The organism is Mycobacterium farcinogenes (assembly GCF_019739075.1).
In the GTDB taxonomy this organism is placed as follows: domain Bacteria; phylum Actinomycetota; class Actinomycetes; order Mycobacteriales; family Mycobacteriaceae; genus Mycobacterium; species Mycobacterium senegalense.
The window spans coordinates 4,630,995-4,646,550 of record NZ_CP081673.1 but is presented as its reverse complement, the minus strand read 5'-3'; the positions used below and the strand labels follow the sequence as shown (position 1 = coordinate 4,646,550).

Here is a 15,556-nt window from a genome sequence, read left to right as displayed (position 1 = left end):
GGCTGTGCGACAGAAGCGTTCCACCTTGCCGTTGGCCCGAGGTCGGTAGGGACGGCCTCGGCATCGGCCCTAGCTGAGCAGATGCACAGCAATCCGGTGACGTAGCCGTCGTCCTCCGGTAGCTTGCCCTGCATGCCCTTAGAGCTGGCCTCGTTCTTTCGGACAACTCTGCCGCTCGATCTCAGCGGGCTGGGCGCTCTCGATGATGGCCGCTACCACTCCCTTTGGCTGCCCGATCACCTCGTGAGTTTCTGGCCGGACTCGATCTGGACGGCCGAGTTCACCGACCTCGCGGAGCTGTCGCCGTCACCGCACCGCTACCTGGACACCCTCAGTCTCGCCGGCGCTGTCGCGGCACGCACCACCCGCACCCGGCTGGCCACCAGCGTTCTCGACACCGTTCGCCGCCACCCGGTGATGCTGGCCCAGTCGGCGCTGACCCTCAGCCATCTCTCGGACGGCCGGTTCATCCTGGGACTGGGCGCCGGCGAGCGCGAGAACCTGGCGCCGTACGGCTTCGACCACCGGTGCGCGGTGAGTCGATTCGCCGAGGCACTCCGGCTGATCCGGCTGTTGTGGAACACCGACGGACCGATCGACTTCACCGGGCAGTACTTCACGCTGGAGCATGCCCGGCTGGACACCGAGCTGCACCACACCGGCGCGCCACCCATCTGGATCGGGGCCAACGGCCCCCGCATGCTGCGCCTCGTCGGGGAATTCGGCGACGGCTGGTGGCCGACGGGCAGCGCCGGGCCGGAGAGCTATGCCAACCAGCTGGCGAGTATCCGGGAGGCGGCCGAACAGGCCGGGCGCGATCCGGAGGCGATCACGCCCGCGAAGATGGTGGTCTGCCTGATCGGTGAGCCCGACGAGCTGAGCGCGATTGTGCAACGCCCGCTGGTGAAGTCGCTGGTGCTGCAACTGACGGCCGACGCGCTGCGGACCACCGGTCACCGCCATCCGATGGGGGAGCACTGGCGCGGCATCCAGGACATCGACCCACGCGTGCTGACCCGCGACAGATTGCTCGGGCTCTTCGAACAGGTCGACCCGGCCGCGATCCTGTCCGTCGTTCCGCACGGCACGCCGAAGCAGGTCGCCGCGCAGATCGCCGAATTCGCCGAGGCCGGTGCCCAAGTCGTCTCGGTGCTCGACTACAGCGGAATGGCGGGGCAGGCCTACGCCGCCGAGTCGGCACGCAAAGTTCGCGAGGTCGAAGACGAATTGCTGCAGCTCACAGAAGGCGCGCCATGACAATCTTGGACACCGACGTCCTCATCGCCGCCGCGCAGGAATCGACCGGGCTCACCGACTTCGGCGACGACACCCTGCCCGCCCGCGTGGCACTGGTCGTCGACAGGCTGACCAGCGCCCAACTCGATGAAACCGGCTCGCGGGCAGCCGCATTGACGATCGACGGACTGCTCAAGAGCCGGCTGCGGTTCATCGCAGACCATGCCCGCCTGCCGCTGCAGGCAGAGCCGATCACGGCCCCGCTCTTCGCCACCGGTGAGCCTCGGTCGGGAACGACGCTGCTGCATGCGCTGCTCGCCGAGGACGAGGATTCCCGCGCGCTGCGGTTCTGGGAGGTGATGTACCCCTCGCCACCACCGGGCCCGGCCGGCGTCGACGACCCGCGCCGCGCGCAGGCCGATGCCGACTGGCGGGAAATCCTCGACCGCATCCCGCCGTGGATCGTCAGCCACCCGTATAACGATCTGCTCGGTGCCGGGCTGCCCGAGTGTGAACGTACGTGGGCCTTCGACTTCCGTGCGACCAACCCGAGCGCCTGGTGGCGGGTCCCGCTCACGATCCAGAACTTCGGCCAGGACCATCGCGCGCAATACGCGCTGCACCGCATGATGCTGCAACACATCCAACACTCGCGCCCGCCGAAACGTTGGGTGCTCAAGGGTTTTCACGGTCGACGCCTGCGCGCGCTCTTCGACACCTACCCCGATGCCCGCATCGTCTGGGTACACCGTGACCCGGTGCAGGTGCTCGCCTCCCAGATCGTGGCCTTCGGGCAGATCAACGAGAGCCTTGCCGGGATGCTGGATTGGACGCAGTACGCCAAGGACACCATCGAGGGGTCGCGGGCGAACTTCCATGCCTACCTCACCGACCCGCTGGTGGACGACCCGCGTATCCACCACGCCCGCTACCGCGACTTCGTCGCCGACCCGGTCGCCGCGATCGGGGGTTTCTACGACTTCGCCGGACTTCCGCTGACTGCCGCCGCCGAAAAGGCGATGCGCGACTACCTCATCACCAACCGCAGCGACCGGTACGGCAAGTTCACCTACTCCACCGACGTCCTACCGGTCCCAGTACAGCAGCTGCACGACGAATTCGCCGGATACCGCGAGCGATTCGGCATCGACATCGAGACGAGGCACTGATGGCGTTCGGCGACACCGCGGACGACGCGGCGCTGCGTGCGGCGTGGCACGACTTCTGCGACCGACTCAAGGACGCCGGAGATCTGGCGTTCAAGGACACCTCGCCACCGAATGCGCTGCAGCGCGCCGACGCGTTTCGCTACCTCACGCAAAATCTCGGGCAGGCGTACGATCTCGCCCTGGAGACCAAGAACACCCGCTATCCGATGATCCATCCGTTCTGCGGGCCGAGCCGCAAACTCGGCGGTGACAACGCCGACTTCGTCTATCTGCAGGCCTGGATCGACGGCGCATCGACGTATCGCATCGAAGGCGATCGGGGTACCGCGCGTTTCATCAACTTCACCGTGCAGGGGCCGCGTCCGGAAAAGGACGCCTACTACGGCGCCGACCACCCCAATCTGCACGAGCCCTTCGGGGATACCCCCGAGGCGAACATCACCGGTGATGAGCTTGTCACCGAGCCCGACGGCAGTTTCGTGCTCTACGTCGGAGGGCAACGGCGAGAACCGAATTGGCTGCCCACGACCCCGGGTTCACGCAAGCTCTTCATGCGGCAGGGCTTCGACTCCTGGGCGGAGCGCTCGGCGCAATTCAGCATCGAACGCATCGACATGGACGAGCCACGTCCCGTTCCGACCCCGCAGGATCTCATCGCGTCGATGCAATGGGCCGGCGACTTCCTCACCGGGGCGATGACCGACTGGCCGGACCGCGAACTGCAGATTGGCTCGCTGTTCGGCGAGCCCGACCCCAACGTCTTTCCCGGCGCGCGCTTCGCCGGCACGGCCGAGCAACGCGATGCACGCCGCGGTCGGCTCATCGTTACCATGCCATGGCGCCTCGGGCCGGACGAAGCACTGATCTTCGAGTTCGCCGACGCCGGGGAGTTCTGGATGCTGACCAACATGGGCGCATTCTGGAACAGCATGGACTACCTGTACCGGCCGGTGAGCCACACCCCGAGCAGATCGGCGATCGACTCCGACGGCCGTGTGCGAATGGTGCTGGCCCACAACGATCCCGGCGTGCACAACTGGATCGACACCCAACATTTCAGTGCGGGCTATCTCACCATGCGGGTCATCGGCAGCCGGCAGCTGCCCGACGTCAGCACCACCGTCGTGCCGTTGACCGAGCTGGACACCGTGCTGCCGGCCGAAACTCGGCGCGTGACTGCCGACGAACGCGCCGCGCAACTGCACGCCCGCTTCAACGCCATCCGCCGTAGGTACAGGATCTGACATGGACCCCAGACTCGAGACGCTCGCCTCGTCGGCCTTCGACAACGTCTACCACGTGGGCCACCTCGTACCCGATCTGGCGACAGCCATGGACTCTGTGTCGGCAGCCATGCAGATCTCCTGGGCGCCACCGTTCGAGATGCGCAGCGGCTTCACCCGGCCCGACGGGTCCGCAGACGACCAGACCGTACGCATCGCGTTCTCCGCGTCCGGCCCGCCGTACCTGGAACTGATCGAGGTTGTCGCTGACAAAGATTCGATCTTCGCCGAACCGAAGCTCGGCGGCATGCACCACCTCGGCTACTACGCGCAGCGCTGGCGCGACGACGTCGCGCGGCTGCAGGCCGACGGTTGGGAGTTGGAGCGCACCGGGGCCGGGGTGGCGTTCCTGCGCGACCCGCGCAGCGGGCTGCGCGTCGAGGTGGTGAGCTTCAAGGGCCGCGACTTTCTGACCCGGATACTCGACGGTGAGATGGCGCGGACCCATCCGCTGACCGAGCGCCCGTGACCGCCGTCGCGCACACCTCGTACGGAGCGCTGCGCGGCGACGCGCGCGGCGACGTCATCGTCTTCCGCGGTGTGCCGTATGCGGCCGCGCCGACGGGCGAACGTCGCTGGCGCCCACCAGAACCCGTGCCTTGTTGGGCCGGCGTGCGGGAGGCGATAGCGTTCGGTGCGATCGCTCCGCAGGACATCGCGCCCGAGCGGCTGGCCAAGCGCGGCCTGACCATGAGTGAGGACTGTCTCACACTCAACATCTGGACTCCCGCGGTCGACGACAACCGCCGGCCAGTGCTGGTCTTTCTGCACGGCGGCGGGCAGGCTCAGGGGCAGGGTTCTGCACCGCTGCTCGACGGTGCGCGACTGGCCCGGCGCGGCGACATCGTCGTGGTGACAATGAATTTCCGGCTCGGAGTGCTGGGCTCGCTCTACGCGCCGGACTGGCACGGGGCCGACTCCACCAACCTGACACTGCGCGACCAGCGGCACGCGCTGCGGTGGGTGCGCGAGCAGATCGGCGCTTTCGGCGGCGACCCCGACGCCGTCACGGTCGCAGGGCAGTCCTCGGGCGCGATCGCGATATCCGCCCTGCTCGCCGACGGATGCCGCCTCTTCGACCGCGCGATTCTGCAAAGCGGCGGTTTGGAACGCGTCCGCTAGACCGCAGCCGCCGCGGCCGTGGCTGAGAAAGTCATCTCATCGGTCGGCCGAGAACCGGACGTCGAGCAGATCCTTGCCGCGCAGCGTTGCATCGTCACCGGATTCGTGCCGCCGCAGGGCCCGTTCCATCCGTGCATCGACGGTGACGTCATCGCCGAGCACCCGTTGGTGGTCGCGCGCACCCGCGCCATGCCGGCGACCCCCCTCCTGGCCGGAACGACGCGCGACGAATGGCGGATCTTCGACGCGGCGCTGGATGAGGGGGTCTTCACCGAGCAGTACGTACACGACCGGGCGCGGGCACTCGCCGGGGACAGTCACGACCCGGGCGCGGTGGTGGCTACCTACCGCGCCGGCCGGCACACACTTCGCGATGTCGCCGGCGCGATGGTCACCGACTACCACTTCACCGCGCCTACCGAGCAGTTCGTCAGGGCCCACGCCGAGCGCGGTAACCCGGTGTTTCGTTACGAACTGCAGTGGCCTTCTCCACGCGCCGGGTTCGGGGCCTGCCACGATTCGTGTCTGCCCTTGCTGTTCGGCACCCTGGATGCCGCGCCCGGCCTGGCCGGTGCCGATGAGGCGGCCCGCCAGATGTCGGATGCAGTTCAGCAACTGTGGCTGGAGTTCGTTCGTGGGGGAGAGCCCTGGGAACGCTACGACGGGGTCGGCGGGCCCACGATGCTGATCGGCCCTGAGACCCGAATCGTCCACCGGCACCGCGTGGAGCAACTCGCGATCTGGGAAAATCGCTATCCCGCCTATGGGTAGGCGAGTTTGACCGGACGATCCGGTCCTGCGCCTCACTCCAAGTCGGACAAGACCTTTCGCGCCGCTTCCAGCTCGGCCTCCAATGCGGCGACCTTGGCGGCCTGCTGGGTGCGGGCCTCTTCGATCACCTCGTCGATGGGCGTGGACAGATCTTCGTGCAATTCCTTGGCCGCGCGTGAGACGGCCGCGGCCGCAACCGCGACATTGCGCGCCAGGTAGGTGCTGCCCTGCTTGAGCTCGGCATGCCATTCGCCGTCGGCGGTACCGGTGACGGTGAGGGTCAGTTCGATGGTCTTGGCCTTCTTGCCGGGAGCTTTCTTGGCCGGCGCCTTCTTGGGCTTCTCATCGACAGAGGCTTCGGGGGCGGACGTCGTGCTCTCGGTCGGCGCAACCACGTCACCGGCAGTGTCCGAGTCAGTGGTCAACGTTTCCGGTGCCAGAGCGTCTACAGTCATCGTCACGGCGAACTCCTTTTCGAACATCGCCCGCACTGGGGCGGGATGGGCGGCGAGGAACATTAGAACACACGTTCGACATGTGTGGTCAAGCCGACGCGCCCGTCCCGCTCAGTGCGACGAGTCCCGGAGTCGTGCGCCGATGACGGTGGTCTCCAAATGTCGCAGGAGGTCGAGTGGATCATCGAAAACAGCTAGCGCACCGGCTTTTTCGAGCTCACTGTCGGCGACGCCGCCGCCGCGCAAGCCGATGAACGGAACGCCGAGGCGGGTGGCGGCTTCGCCATCCCACACCGCGTCTCCGACGAACACGGCCTGCTCGGCAGACACGCCGGCCCGCTCCAACGCTATCTGAACGATGCTCGGGTCGGGTTTGGCGGTGTCGACGTCCTTCGAAGACGTGGCTGCCGCGATGGCGTCGTCGCTGTCGAGAACCTTTCGGGTGATGGCGAGTTCGTCTTCCGGAGCGGAACTGGCGAGCACTACTTGCACCTCGTTCTCGGCGAGATGGCGCAGGAGTTCACGCGCACCGGGCAGGCGCACGATCAACTCTGAACTGTCCTTGTAGAGGCTGCTGTGGCGATCTTTGAGGCGGTGCTGCACTGCGTCACTCGCGTCCCCGGACAAGGTTGCCACCAGGGTGCTGCCGTCCATGCCGATGCTGCGGTGGATCCGCCAGGACTCCACGTCGATGCTCTCCTCGCGGAACGCGCGGGCCCAGGCGTGAACGTGCAGATAGTTCGTGTCGACGAGGGTGCCGTCGACGTCGAACAGGACCGCGAAAGGTCTCGGCGTTGGCATCTGCCTGATATACCCGCGCGCCCGCAGGTCAAACGGCTCAGCCGCGGTAGCGCGAAAGCTGCTCGGTCAGTTCCTGTGCGTGGGCCAGCTGCCGGGTCAGCTTGACGCAGGCTTCTTGGGCGCGAGCATGGCACTGGGCCAGGAAAGCGGTGGCCTCGGCGCGACGGTCGGCGGACGCTCCGGGGGAGTCGAGCGTATCGAGGGCGTCGAGCAGCTCACGCATTTCCTCGAGGCTGAAGCCCGACGGTTTCATCCGGCGGATCGCCAGCAGCCGGTTGACGTCGTCGGCGGTGTAAAGCCGGAATCCTCCCGCAGACCGCGCGGACGGGGTGACCAGGCCCACCTCGTCGTAGTGCCGGATTGTCTTGATGGACAACTCGGTTCGGGTGGCGACCTCGCCGATCTGCAGATGATCCTGGTTACTCAACGGTTCCCCCGTGACGGTTCAGTGCGCCGCAGCGAGTTGGCCGCTGAGCTGCGCGTGGCGTTCTGCGCTGTTCTCGTTCATCCCGACAATGGTGACGGTCTTGCCCTTGGCAGCGTATTTGGTGGTGATGGCATCCAGGGTAGACACGGTCGACGCATCCCAGATATGGGCCTGGCTCATATCGATGACCACGTTGGCGGGGTCACCGGCGTAGTCGAATTGGTAGACGAGGTCATTGCTGGAAGCGAAGAACAGCTCGCCCCGAACCGCGTACACGCGAGTGTCTTCGTCCGGGTGATCGATGTCGACGACCTCGGTGAAGTGAGCAACGCGTCGGGCGAAAAGCACCATGGCCGTCAAGGTGCCGACGGCCACCCCGTAGGCCAGGTTGCTGGTCGCCACGGTCACCGCCACGGTGGCCAGCATCACCGCGGTTTCGCTCTTGGGCATGCGCCGCAACGTTTTCGGGTTGATGCTGTGCCAGTCAAGGGTGCCGACGGACACCATGATCATCACGGCGACCAATGCGGCCATGGGGATCTGGGCTACGACGTCGCCGAGTCCGACGACCAGGCCCAGCAGGAACGCGCCGGCCAGGAAGGTCGAGATCCGCGTGCGGGCACCGCACGATTTCACGTTGATCATGGTCTGGCCGATCATGGCGCAGCCGCCCATACCGCCGAAGAACCCGGTGACGATGTTGGCCACACCCTGGCCCAGCGCCTCGCGGGACTTGTCGGAGTGGGTGTCGGTGATGTCGTCGACGAGTTTGGCCGTCATCAGCGATTCCAGCAGACCCACCACGGCCATCGCGAGCGCGTAGGGCGCGATCACCCCGAGCGTGTGCAAGGTGAAGGGGACGTTCGGGATCAGCAGGGACGGCAGGCTCGACGGCAGCTGTCCTTCGTCGCCCACGTTGGGAATCGACCAGCCGAATCCGACGGTGACGGCGGTGAGTATCACGATGGCCACCAGCGGAGCAGGGATCGCGGTGCTCAGTTTCGGTAGCGCGACGATGACGACGAGGGCGACCGCGACCATCGGATAGACCAGCCACGGCACGCCGATCAGATGGGGCAGCTGTGCCAGGAAGATCAGGATGGCCAGGGCGTTGACGAAGCCGACCATCACACTACGGGGCACGAATCGCATCAGTTTGGCGATCCCGAGGCCGCCCAGGACCAACTGCAGCACTCCGGCCAGGATGACGGTGGCGATGAGATAGTCCAGACCGTGGCTGCGCACCAGCGGGGCGATCACGAGTGCGACAGCTCCGGTGGCTGCCGAGATCATGGCCGGTCGCCCGCCGACGATCGCGATGGTGACCGCCATCGTGAACGACGCGAACAGGCCCACCCGCGGGTCCACGCCGGCGATGATCGAGAACGAGATCGCTTCGGGGATCAGCGCCAGCGCCACCACCAGGCCGGCGAGCACCTCGGTGCGCAGCCTGCGGGGGGAACGGAGTGCCGCGAGCACCGATTGCTGTTCGTGCGGTGTCGCCGCATCAGTCGTTCGTTCCATCAGAACTCCGTTTCAGCCCGCGCGGTGACTCAGCGCGGCAAATAGGCACAGTTGATCCACGCGCCATTGCGTGAAAAGTATTGGCAGGACGTGTAATCGGAAGCGCCGCTACGATGTGCCCGGCAAGGCGGGGCGGCCACGTTCTACATCGACGACAACTCTACCCTTAGGGGAGGGTTGCGTTTCAAATTGGCAAGCACGGATGTGCTCGATGCCACACCGCCGTCAGCTTGGGAGTCGTCAGCTTGGGAGCCGTCAGTCTTCGAGCCCGTATTCGTCGAACCAGTAGGCGAGCTTGCCGCGCCGGCTCACCGCGCGCAGCCGGGCCTCGGCGGCGGTGCGCGTCTTGCTCGTGGTGACGATGAGCAGTTCGTCGCCGACGGCGATGCGGGTTTCCGGCAGTGGCACGAAGGTGCGGCCGTTGCGGATGATCAGCGTGATGACCGCCGGGTCGGGCAGTCGCAGTTCCAGGATCGTGACGTTGTGCAGCCGGGAATGAGGTTGCACGGTCATGGTCAGCAGCTCGGCGTCGAGCACGTCCAAGGGTGCGGCTTCGACCTGGATCTCGCGGGTGATGTCGCGGGTGATCAGCCCCAGTGCGTTGGCCACGAGCTTGATACTGGGTGCCTGCACCAGGGTGAAGATCACCACGAGGACGAACACGATGTTGAGCAACCGGTAGCTGTCGGGCACTCCGGCGACGATCGGAAAGGTGGCCAGCACGATCGGCACTGCGCCGCGCAGCCCGGCCCAGGACAGAAAAAGCTGTTCACGCAACGAGATCCGGAATCCGGCCAAGGACAACACCACCGAAACCGGCCGGGCGATCAACAGCAGCACCAGCCCGATGGCGATCGCCGGAATGATGTCACCGGCCAGATCATGCGGGTTCACCAACAATCCGAGCAGGACGAACAACCCGATCTGGGCCAGCCAGCCCACCCCCTCGGCGAAGGAGCGGGTGGCTGACTTGTGCGGCAGGCCTGAGTTTGCCAGCACCACCGCCGACAGGTAGGCGGCGATGAAGCCGCTCGCGTGCGCACTACCGGCGGCGGCGAATGCGATGAAGCCCAGCCCGAAGGTGGCGATGGGGTACAGGCCTGAGGCGGGCAGCGCGATGCGGCGTAAGGCGAATGCACCGGCGAACCCGACGGCCAGTCCCAGCAGAGCGCCGGTTACCAATTCATAGACCAGGTCGGCGATGGCGCCTTCGGGGTGGAACACGAACGGCACCACGCTGAACGTCAACACAAGAATGACCGCCGGCGCGTCGTTGAAGCCCGATTCTGCCTCCAGCAGGCCGGCCAGCCGGCGCGGCAGCGGCAGGATGCGCAACACCGAGAACACCGCGGCCGCGTCCGTGGAGGCGACGATGGCGCCGAGCAGCAATGCGAGTTGCCAGTCCATGCCCAGCAGCAGGTGCGCGCCGACGGCGGTGATGGCGGTGCTGATCACCACGCCGAGCGTGGCCAGCACCGAGGCGGGCGCCAGTACGCCACGGATGTCGGAGAACCGGGTGGTCAGACCGCCTTCGACGAGCACGATCGCCAGCGCCGTCGTGCACACATTGCGCGCCAGCTCGACGTTGTGGAAGTCGAGCCCGATTCCGTCGACGCCCAACACCATCCCGACCAGCAGGAAGAACAGCAGGCTGGGGAACCCGATGCGGGTCGCCACGCGCGTGCCGATGATGCTCGCGAGCAGCACGATGCCGCCGGTGAGCAAGGTCAGGTACAGCTGGTTCAGGCTCATCGAGAGTTAGTTAATCAGGGCGAAGGGTCGGGAGTGGGCCATGCGAATAGGCGAAAATGGCTGAGTGGCGGAACGGAACATGCGAGTAGTGGTCGCCGGAGCGGGCAACGTGGGTCGGTCCGTTGCGCGTGAGTTGCTCGACAACGGCCACAAGGTCTTGCTGATCGAACAGTTGCAAAGGCGCTATGAGCCGCACACTGTGCCGGGCGCCGACTGGTTGCTGGCCGACGCGTGCGAACTCTCCGCGATGGAGGACGCCGGAATCGAAACCGCCGACGTGCTGATCGCGGCAACGGGTGATGACAAGTCCAACCTGGTGGTCGGATTGCTGGCCAAGTCGGAATTCGGTGTACCGCGGGTAGTCGCCCGGATCAACGACATCCGCAACCAGTGGTTGTTCGGCCAGGACTGGGGCATCGATGTCGCGGTGTCGACACCCGGTTCGTTGGTGGCCGGCATCGAGGGGGCCATCGATGTCGGGCACCTGGTGCGGTTGATGACGCTGCGCGGAGGCCGGGTGGAGCTGACCAAACTCACGCTGCCCGAAGACAACCCCGTGGTCGGTCAGCGGGTGGACCGCTTGGACCTGCCGGTCGACACCGCATTGGTCACCGTCGTCCGGGGTAACAAGGTGCGCTTTCCCAAGCCGGACGACGTGCTCGAAGCCGGTGACGAGTTGCTGTTCACCGCGAATCGCACGTCGGAGAATTCACTGCTGGCCGCGATCCATGGCGGAGAGTTCCTGCGGGAAGTGGTTTCCGACGAGCCGTGACGGGCCCTTGGCTAAGCGGCTCTAGGCGGTGGTGGTTTGGGTTGGAACGGTTGGTACCACCACCAGTCAGCGCGCTCACCGGTAGGTCCGGGGCACGGCGGGACATCGGGTGGGGGTGCCGTGGGTGGACGGGCCAGCGACCCGCCCGGCAACCGTTTGCCGGTTTGGTCGGTGACCACGAGCCGGTCGGCGGGGCCAGTGATCGTGATGCCGCCCCGGTGGTGCAACCGGTGGTGAAACGGACACACCAGCACGAGGTTGGTGACAAGTTCCTAATATACCCTCCTGGCAGCCGTCCGGTTACCCCGAGATAGGTAGGTGCCGGGCCACCGACGACACACTCCGGGGCCTTAAAAATCATTGGTCTCCTAACCCTGTTGGGGTCCAGGCTGGTGGTCGAGCATCGGTGTCCGGTATCTGATCCCCACGGAGGCACTGCTGATAATGGCTGAACAACGCCAACTACATTTGGCCGGGTTTTTCTCGGCCGGCAACGTCACTCACGCGCATGGCGCGTGGCGCCATGTTGGTGCCACGAACGGATTTCTGACTGGCGAGTTCTACAAGCAGATTGCACGGACCCTGGAGCGGGGAAAGTTTGACCTGTTATTTCTTCCCGATGGCCTGGCCATCGAAGACAGCTATGGTGAGAACTTGGAGACCGGGGTCGGCCTGGGTGGCCAGGGCGCGGTGGCGCTGGAGCCGACCAGCGTGATAGCGACTATGGCTGCGGTGACGGAACGTTTGGGTCTGGGCGCTACGGTTTCCACAACGTACTACCCGCCGTATCACGTGGCTCGGGTGTTTGCCACGCTCGACAACCTGTCTGATGGCCGGATCTCGTGGAATGTGGTCACGTCGCTCAACGACTCGGAAGCACGCAACTTCGGCGTGGACGAGCACCTTGAGCACGACATCCGATATGACCGCGCTGACGAATTCTTGGAGGCAGTCAAGAAGCTATGGAGTTCTTGGTCCGAGGATGCCTTGTTGTTGGACAAGATTGGCGGTCGGTTCGCCGACCCCAAGAAGGTTCAATACGTCAATCATCGTGGCCACTGGTTGTCCGTCCGTGGCCCCTTGCAGGTTCCACGGTCACGCCAGGGCGAACCGGTGATCCTGCAGGCCGGCTTGTCACCGCGCGGGCGTCGCTTCGCGGGGCGCTGGGCCGAAGCAGTATTCAGCGTCTCGCCCAACCTCGACATCATGCGCGCGGTCTATCAGGACATCAAAGCTCACGTTGCGGCCGCGGGACGTGACCCGGAGCAAACAAAGGTGTTCACCGCGGTAATGCCAGTACTCGGTGAGACTGAGCAGGTGGCCCGTGAGCGTCTGGAATATCTCAATTCTCTGGTCCATCCCGAGGTGGGTTTGTCGACGTTGTCGAGCCATAGCGGTTTGGATCTCTCCAAGTATCCGCTGGATACGAAGTTTTCCGACATCGTCGCCGATCTCGGTGATCGTCACGTGCCGACCATGTTGCAGATGTTTTCTGCGGTGGCCGGTGGCGGTGCGGACCTGACGTTGGCCGAGCTGGGTCGACGATACGGCACCAACGTCGGGTTTGTACCGCAGTGGGCCGGAACTGCCGAACAGATCGCTGATCAATTGGTTAGTCACTTTGAGGCCGGGGCCGCTGACGGATTCATCATTTCGGCGGCGTATCTGCCTGGGATTTACGAGGAATTCGTCGACCAGGTGGTGCCGCTGCTGCAGCAACGTGGTGTGTTCCGTACTGAGTACGAAGGGGCAACGCTGCGTGAGCACCTTGGGTTGGCTCGGCCTGAAGTTGGGAGCATCTGATGACCACCACGGGCATAGATCGAGATATTCTTGCCTACAGCAATTGCCCGGTTCCTAACGCGTTGCTGACAGCGCTGGAGTCAAACCTGTTGGCTGGCAACGGTATTTCGCTGAATGTGCTGAGCGGCGCGCAAGCTGGGTTGCATTTCACCTACGATCATCCCGCCTACACCCGTTTTGGTGGCGAAATTCCACCTCTTATCAGTGAGGGCCTGCGAGCACCAGGACGCACCCGTCTGCTGGGCATCACACCTCTGGCCGGTCGGCAAGGGATCTATGTCCGTGCTGACAGCCCGGTGACATCACCCGAGCAGCTGCGGGGTCGGCGGGTGGGTGTGTCCGGCGCAGCGATCCGCATTCTCACCGGCGAGTTGGGTGACTACCGGCAATTGGATCCGTGGCGGCAAACACTGATCGCGCTGGGCACCTGGGAGGCGCGGGGACTTTTGCAGACCCTGCATATCGGAGGCATCGGGATCAGTGACGTCGAATTGGTGCGTATCGAAAGCCCTGGCGTCGACGTGCCCGAAGAGCGGCTGGAAGCAGCGGCCAGTGTCAAAGGCGCTGACCTGTTTCCCGACGTGGCCGCCCACCAGAGCGACATCCTGAGTAGTGGCAACGTTGATGCGCTATTCACGTGGTTGCCCTGGGCGGCGGAGCTAGAAGACCTCAGCGGCGCGCGGGTACTCGCCGATCTCGGCGACGACAAACGAAACCGGTATGCCAGTGTTTGGACGGTCAGCGCCCAGTTGGTTGACGAGCGACCCGACCTGGTGCAACGACTCGTCGATGCGGCTGTCCAAGCCGGCCGTTGGGCACAGGCCCACCCCGAGGACACCGTTGGCATCCATGCCGCCAACCTCGGGGTAGCACCTTCGGCGATCGGACGCGGTTTCGGCGCTGATTTCGCCCAACATCTGATCCCAACGCTTGACGACTCGGCGCTGGCCGTTGTCGACCAAACTCAACAGTTCCTCATCGACCACAATCTGCTCGACCGTCCGGTGGACCTCACACAGTGGGCAGCACCGCAATTCCTCACCCAATCCGCGACTGGAGAACAGCAATGACGTTGACCGATGACACCACCACGGCACAGAACAGTAGGCATGGCGACCCAATCGAGGTCGCGCGCGAGCTGACGCGAAAGTGGCAAACTACCGTCGTCGAGCGCGACAAGGCAGGTGGTTCGGCAACAGAAGAGCGTGAGGATCTACGCGCCAGTGGGCTGCTCTCGGTGACCGTTCCCCGGCACCTGGGCGGTTGGGGAGCCGACTGGCCTACCGCCCTGGAAGTGGTGCGCGAGATCGCCAAGGTCGACGGATCCCTTGGGCACTTGTTCGGATACCACCTCAGCACCCCAGCCGTTATCGATCTGTGGGGTTCACCCGAGCAAAAGGAACGCCTGCTTCGTCAACTGGCCGAAAACAATTGGTGGACCGGAAACGCCTCCAGCGAGAACAACAGCCACATCCTGGATTGGAAGGTGACGGCCACCCCGGCCGATGACGGCGGGTACTTTTTCAACGGCATTAAGCACTTCAGCAGTGGCGCCAAGGGCTCAGATCTGCTCTTGGTGTTCGGTGTGATACCGGAGGGTTTCCCACAGCAAGGTGCCATCGTAGCGGCGGCCATTCCCACCACCAGAGAAGGCGTTCAGCCAAACGATGACTGGCAGGCGCTGGGGATGCGGCGCACCGACAGCGGCACCACCGAATTCCACAATGTTGCGGTCCGTCCCGACGAGGTGCTCGGCAAACCCAATGCCATCCTCGAGGCGTTCCTGGCGTCCGGGCGCGGAAGCCTGTTCGGCCCGATCGTGCAGTTGGTGTTCTCCTCGGTTTACCTAGGGATCGCGCGCGGAGCGCTCGAGACAGCCCGCGAGTACACCCGAACGCAGGCACGTCCTTGGACGCCGGCCGGGGTCACTCAAGCCGTCGAAGATCCGTACACCATTCGCAGCTACGGCGAATTCGGCATCCAACTACAAGCCGCCGATGCTGCAGCCCGCGAGGCCGCACAACTCCTACAGGCCGCGTGGGACAAAGGTGACGCATTAACTTCGCAGGAACGCGGCGAACTCATGGTGCAGATTTCTGGAGTCAAAGCCATAGCCACCCAAGCGGCCCTGGACGTGACCAGCCGTATTTTCGAGGTCATCGGTGCCCGCGGCACCCACCCCAAATACGGATTCGACCGGTTCTGGCGCAACATCCGCACCCACACGCTGCACGATCCTGTCTCCTACAAAATCGCTGAAGTCGGAAACTACGTCCTCAACCAACGCTATCCGATACCCGGCTTCACTTCCTGACCCCGGCGTCGCGCTGCCGGGCACGCGTGAATTCGTCAGATCGGCGGGTCCGTCTTACCCAGTGGTGGCCGACGGTCCCGCCGTTTTGGGTGCAACAATGCGGTCGTTGGGTGACGGTGTGACCCAA

At 65.1% G+C, this 15,556-nt stretch carries 13 protein-coding genes and 2 pseudogenes; 9 read left to right on the top strand and 6 right to left on the bottom strand.

Going from position 1 to position 15,556, the window contains the following annotated elements; translation table 11 throughout:
* The first annotated feature begins 132 nt into the window (after positions 1-132).
* The 5 genes and pseudogenes from K6L26_RS22055 to K6L26_RS22035 all read left to right on the top strand — a co-directional run bounded on the left by K6L26_RS22055 (position 133) and on the right by K6L26_RS22035 (position 5,581).
* Positions 133-1,257 (top strand): LLM class flavin-dependent oxidoreductase, encoded by a 1,125-nt coding sequence (locus tag K6L26_RS22055; protein WP_221851524.1) that lies wholly within the window; start codon positions 133-135, stop codon positions 1,255-1,257.
* The gene (locus K6L26_RS22050) at positions 1,254-2,405 is read left to right on the top strand and encodes a sulfotransferase family protein (RefSeq protein WP_221851522.1); all 1,152 of its coding nucleotides are present in this window, start codon (positions 1,254-1,256) and stop codon (positions 2,403-2,405) included. The genes K6L26_RS22055 and K6L26_RS22050 overlap by 4 nt, the downstream gene beginning before the upstream one ends.
* Positions 2,405-3,649 carry a DUF1214 domain-containing protein gene (locus K6L26_RS22045; protein WP_221851521.1) on the top strand — a complete coding sequence of 415 codons (1,245 nt, stop codon included), beginning with the start codon at positions 2,405-2,407 and terminating at the stop codon, positions 3,647-3,649. Before K6L26_RS22050 ends, K6L26_RS22045 begins: the two co-directional genes overlap by 1 nt.
* A gap of 1 nt (position 3,650) precedes the next feature.
* Positions 3,651-4,157, top strand: a complete 507-nt coding sequence (locus K6L26_RS22040; RefSeq protein WP_085141049.1) for a VOC family protein — start codon at positions 3,651-3,653, stop codon at positions 4,155-4,157.
* A pseudogene (locus K6L26_RS22035) lies at positions 4,154-5,581 on the top strand (carboxylesterase/lipase family protein). The gene K6L26_RS22040 and the pseudogene K6L26_RS22035 overlap by 4 nt, the downstream one beginning before the upstream one ends.
* A 32-nt stretch (positions 5,582-5,613) precedes the next feature.
* Here the strand turns inward: K6L26_RS22035 and K6L26_RS22030 are convergent.
* The 5 genes from K6L26_RS22030 to K6L26_RS22010 all read right to left on the bottom strand — a co-directional run bounded on the left by K6L26_RS22030 (position 5,614) and on the right by K6L26_RS22010 (position 10,540).
* Positions 5,614-6,036: a DUF6319 family protein gene (locus K6L26_RS22030; RefSeq protein ID WP_221853449.1), complete on the bottom strand. Its 423-nt coding sequence runs from the start codon at positions 6,034-6,036 to the stop codon at positions 5,614-5,616.
* A gap of 111 nt (positions 6,037-6,147) precedes the next feature.
* A complete protein-coding gene (locus K6L26_RS22025) occupies positions 6,148-6,837 on the bottom strand; it encodes an HAD family hydrolase (RefSeq protein ID WP_221851519.1) in 690 nt (229 codons plus the stop codon).
* A gap of 37 nt (positions 6,838-6,874) precedes the next feature.
* Positions 6,875-7,264 carry a MerR family transcriptional regulator gene (locus K6L26_RS22020; RefSeq protein WP_221851517.1) on the bottom strand — a complete coding sequence of 130 codons (390 nt, stop codon included), beginning with the start codon at positions 7,262-7,264 and terminating at the stop codon, positions 6,875-6,877.
* A gap of 18 nt (positions 7,265-7,282) precedes the next feature.
* The gene (locus tag K6L26_RS22015; RefSeq protein WP_221851516.1) at positions 7,283-8,788 is read right to left on the bottom strand and encodes a SulP family inorganic anion transporter; all 1,506 of its coding nucleotides are present in this window, start codon (positions 8,786-8,788) and stop codon (positions 7,283-7,285) included.
* Positions 8,789-9,043: 255 nt separating this feature from the next.
* Positions 9,044-10,540, bottom strand: a complete 1,497-nt coding sequence (locus K6L26_RS22010) for a potassium/proton antiporter (protein WP_019347523.1) — start codon at positions 10,538-10,540, stop codon at positions 9,044-9,046.
* 79 nt (positions 10,541-10,619) lie between these two features.
* On the opposite strand from K6L26_RS22010, the gene K6L26_RS22005 reads away from it, so the two are divergent.
* Positions 10,620-11,312, top strand: coding sequence for a potassium channel family protein (locus tag K6L26_RS22005; protein ID WP_036388549.1), 693 nt, complete (start codon positions 10,620-10,622; stop codon positions 11,310-11,312).
* Between the two features lie 11 nt (positions 11,313-11,323).
* Here K6L26_RS22005 and K6L26_RS31720 read toward each other — a convergent pair.
* Positions 11,324-11,578 (bottom strand): annotated as a pseudogene (locus tag K6L26_RS31720) (hypothetical protein); the annotation flags it as partial.
* A gap of 178 nt (positions 11,579-11,756) precedes the next feature.
* Between K6L26_RS31720 and K6L26_RS22000 the strand changes: the two are divergent.
* From K6L26_RS22000 to dszC, 3 genes are read left to right on the top strand one after another with little or no spacing between them, the layout of a single operon-like run.
* A complete protein-coding gene (locus K6L26_RS22000; RefSeq protein WP_005099785.1) occupies positions 11,757-13,115 on the top strand; it encodes a dibenzothiophene-sulfone monooxygenase DszA in 1,359 nt (452 codons plus the stop codon).
* Positions 13,115-14,185: an ABC transporter substrate-binding protein gene (locus K6L26_RS21995; protein ID WP_023900526.1), complete on the top strand. Its 1,071-nt coding sequence runs from the start codon at positions 13,115-13,117 to the stop codon at positions 14,183-14,185. The genes K6L26_RS22000 and K6L26_RS21995 overlap by 1 nt, the downstream gene beginning before the upstream one ends.
* Positions 14,182-15,429 carry a dibenzothiophene monooxygenase gene (dszC, locus tag K6L26_RS21990; RefSeq protein ID WP_023882538.1) on the top strand — a complete coding sequence of 416 codons (1,248 nt, stop codon included), beginning with the start codon at positions 14,182-14,184 and terminating at the stop codon, positions 15,427-15,429. The genes K6L26_RS21995 and dszC overlap by 4 nt, the downstream gene beginning before the upstream one ends.
* The last annotated feature ends 127 nt before the right edge of the window (positions 15,430-15,556 follow it).

Bases quoted from the DNA above. Each gene is read 5' to 3' on its own strand.
- K6L26_RS22055 (WP_221851524.1), top strand. From the start codon at position 133: ATGCCCTTAGAGCTGGCCTCGTTCTTTCGGACAACTCTGCCGCTCGAT.
- K6L26_RS22050 (WP_221851522.1), top strand. From the start codon at position 1,254: ATGACAATCTTGGACACCGACGTCCTCATCGCCGCCGCGCAGGAATCG.
- K6L26_RS22045 (WP_221851521.1), top strand. From the start codon at position 2,405: ATGGCGTTCGGCGACACCGCGGACGACGCGGCGCTGCGTGCGGCGTGG.
- K6L26_RS22040 (WP_085141049.1), top strand. From the start codon at position 3,651: ATGGACCCCAGACTCGAGACGCTCGCCTCGTCGGCCTTCGACAACGTC.
- K6L26_RS22030 (WP_221853449.1), bottom strand. From the start codon at position 6,036: ATGACTGTAGACGCTCTGGCACCGGAAACGTTGACCACTGACTCGGAC.
- K6L26_RS22025 (WP_221851519.1), bottom strand. From the start codon at position 6,837: ATGCCAACGCCGAGACCTTTCGCGGTCCTGTTCGACGTCGACGGCACC.
- K6L26_RS22015 (WP_221851516.1), bottom strand. From the start codon at position 8,788: ATGGAACGAACGACTGATGCGGCGACACCGCACGAACAGCAATCGGTG.
- K6L26_RS22010 (WP_019347523.1), bottom strand. From the start codon at position 10,540: ATGAGCCTGAACCAGCTGTACCTGACCTTGCTCACCGGCGGCATCGTG.
- K6L26_RS22005 (WP_036388549.1), top strand. From the start codon at position 10,620: ATGCGAGTAGTGGTCGCCGGAGCGGGCAACGTGGGTCGGTCCGTTGCG.
- K6L26_RS22000 (WP_005099785.1), top strand. From the start codon at position 11,757: ATGGCTGAACAACGCCAACTACATTTGGCCGGGTTTTTCTCGGCCGGC.
- K6L26_RS21995 (WP_023900526.1), top strand. From the start codon at position 13,115: ATGACCACCACGGGCATAGATCGAGATATTCTTGCCTACAGCAATTGC.
- dszC (WP_023882538.1), top strand. From the start codon at position 14,182: ATGACGTTGACCGATGACACCACCACGGCACAGAACAGTAGGCATGGC.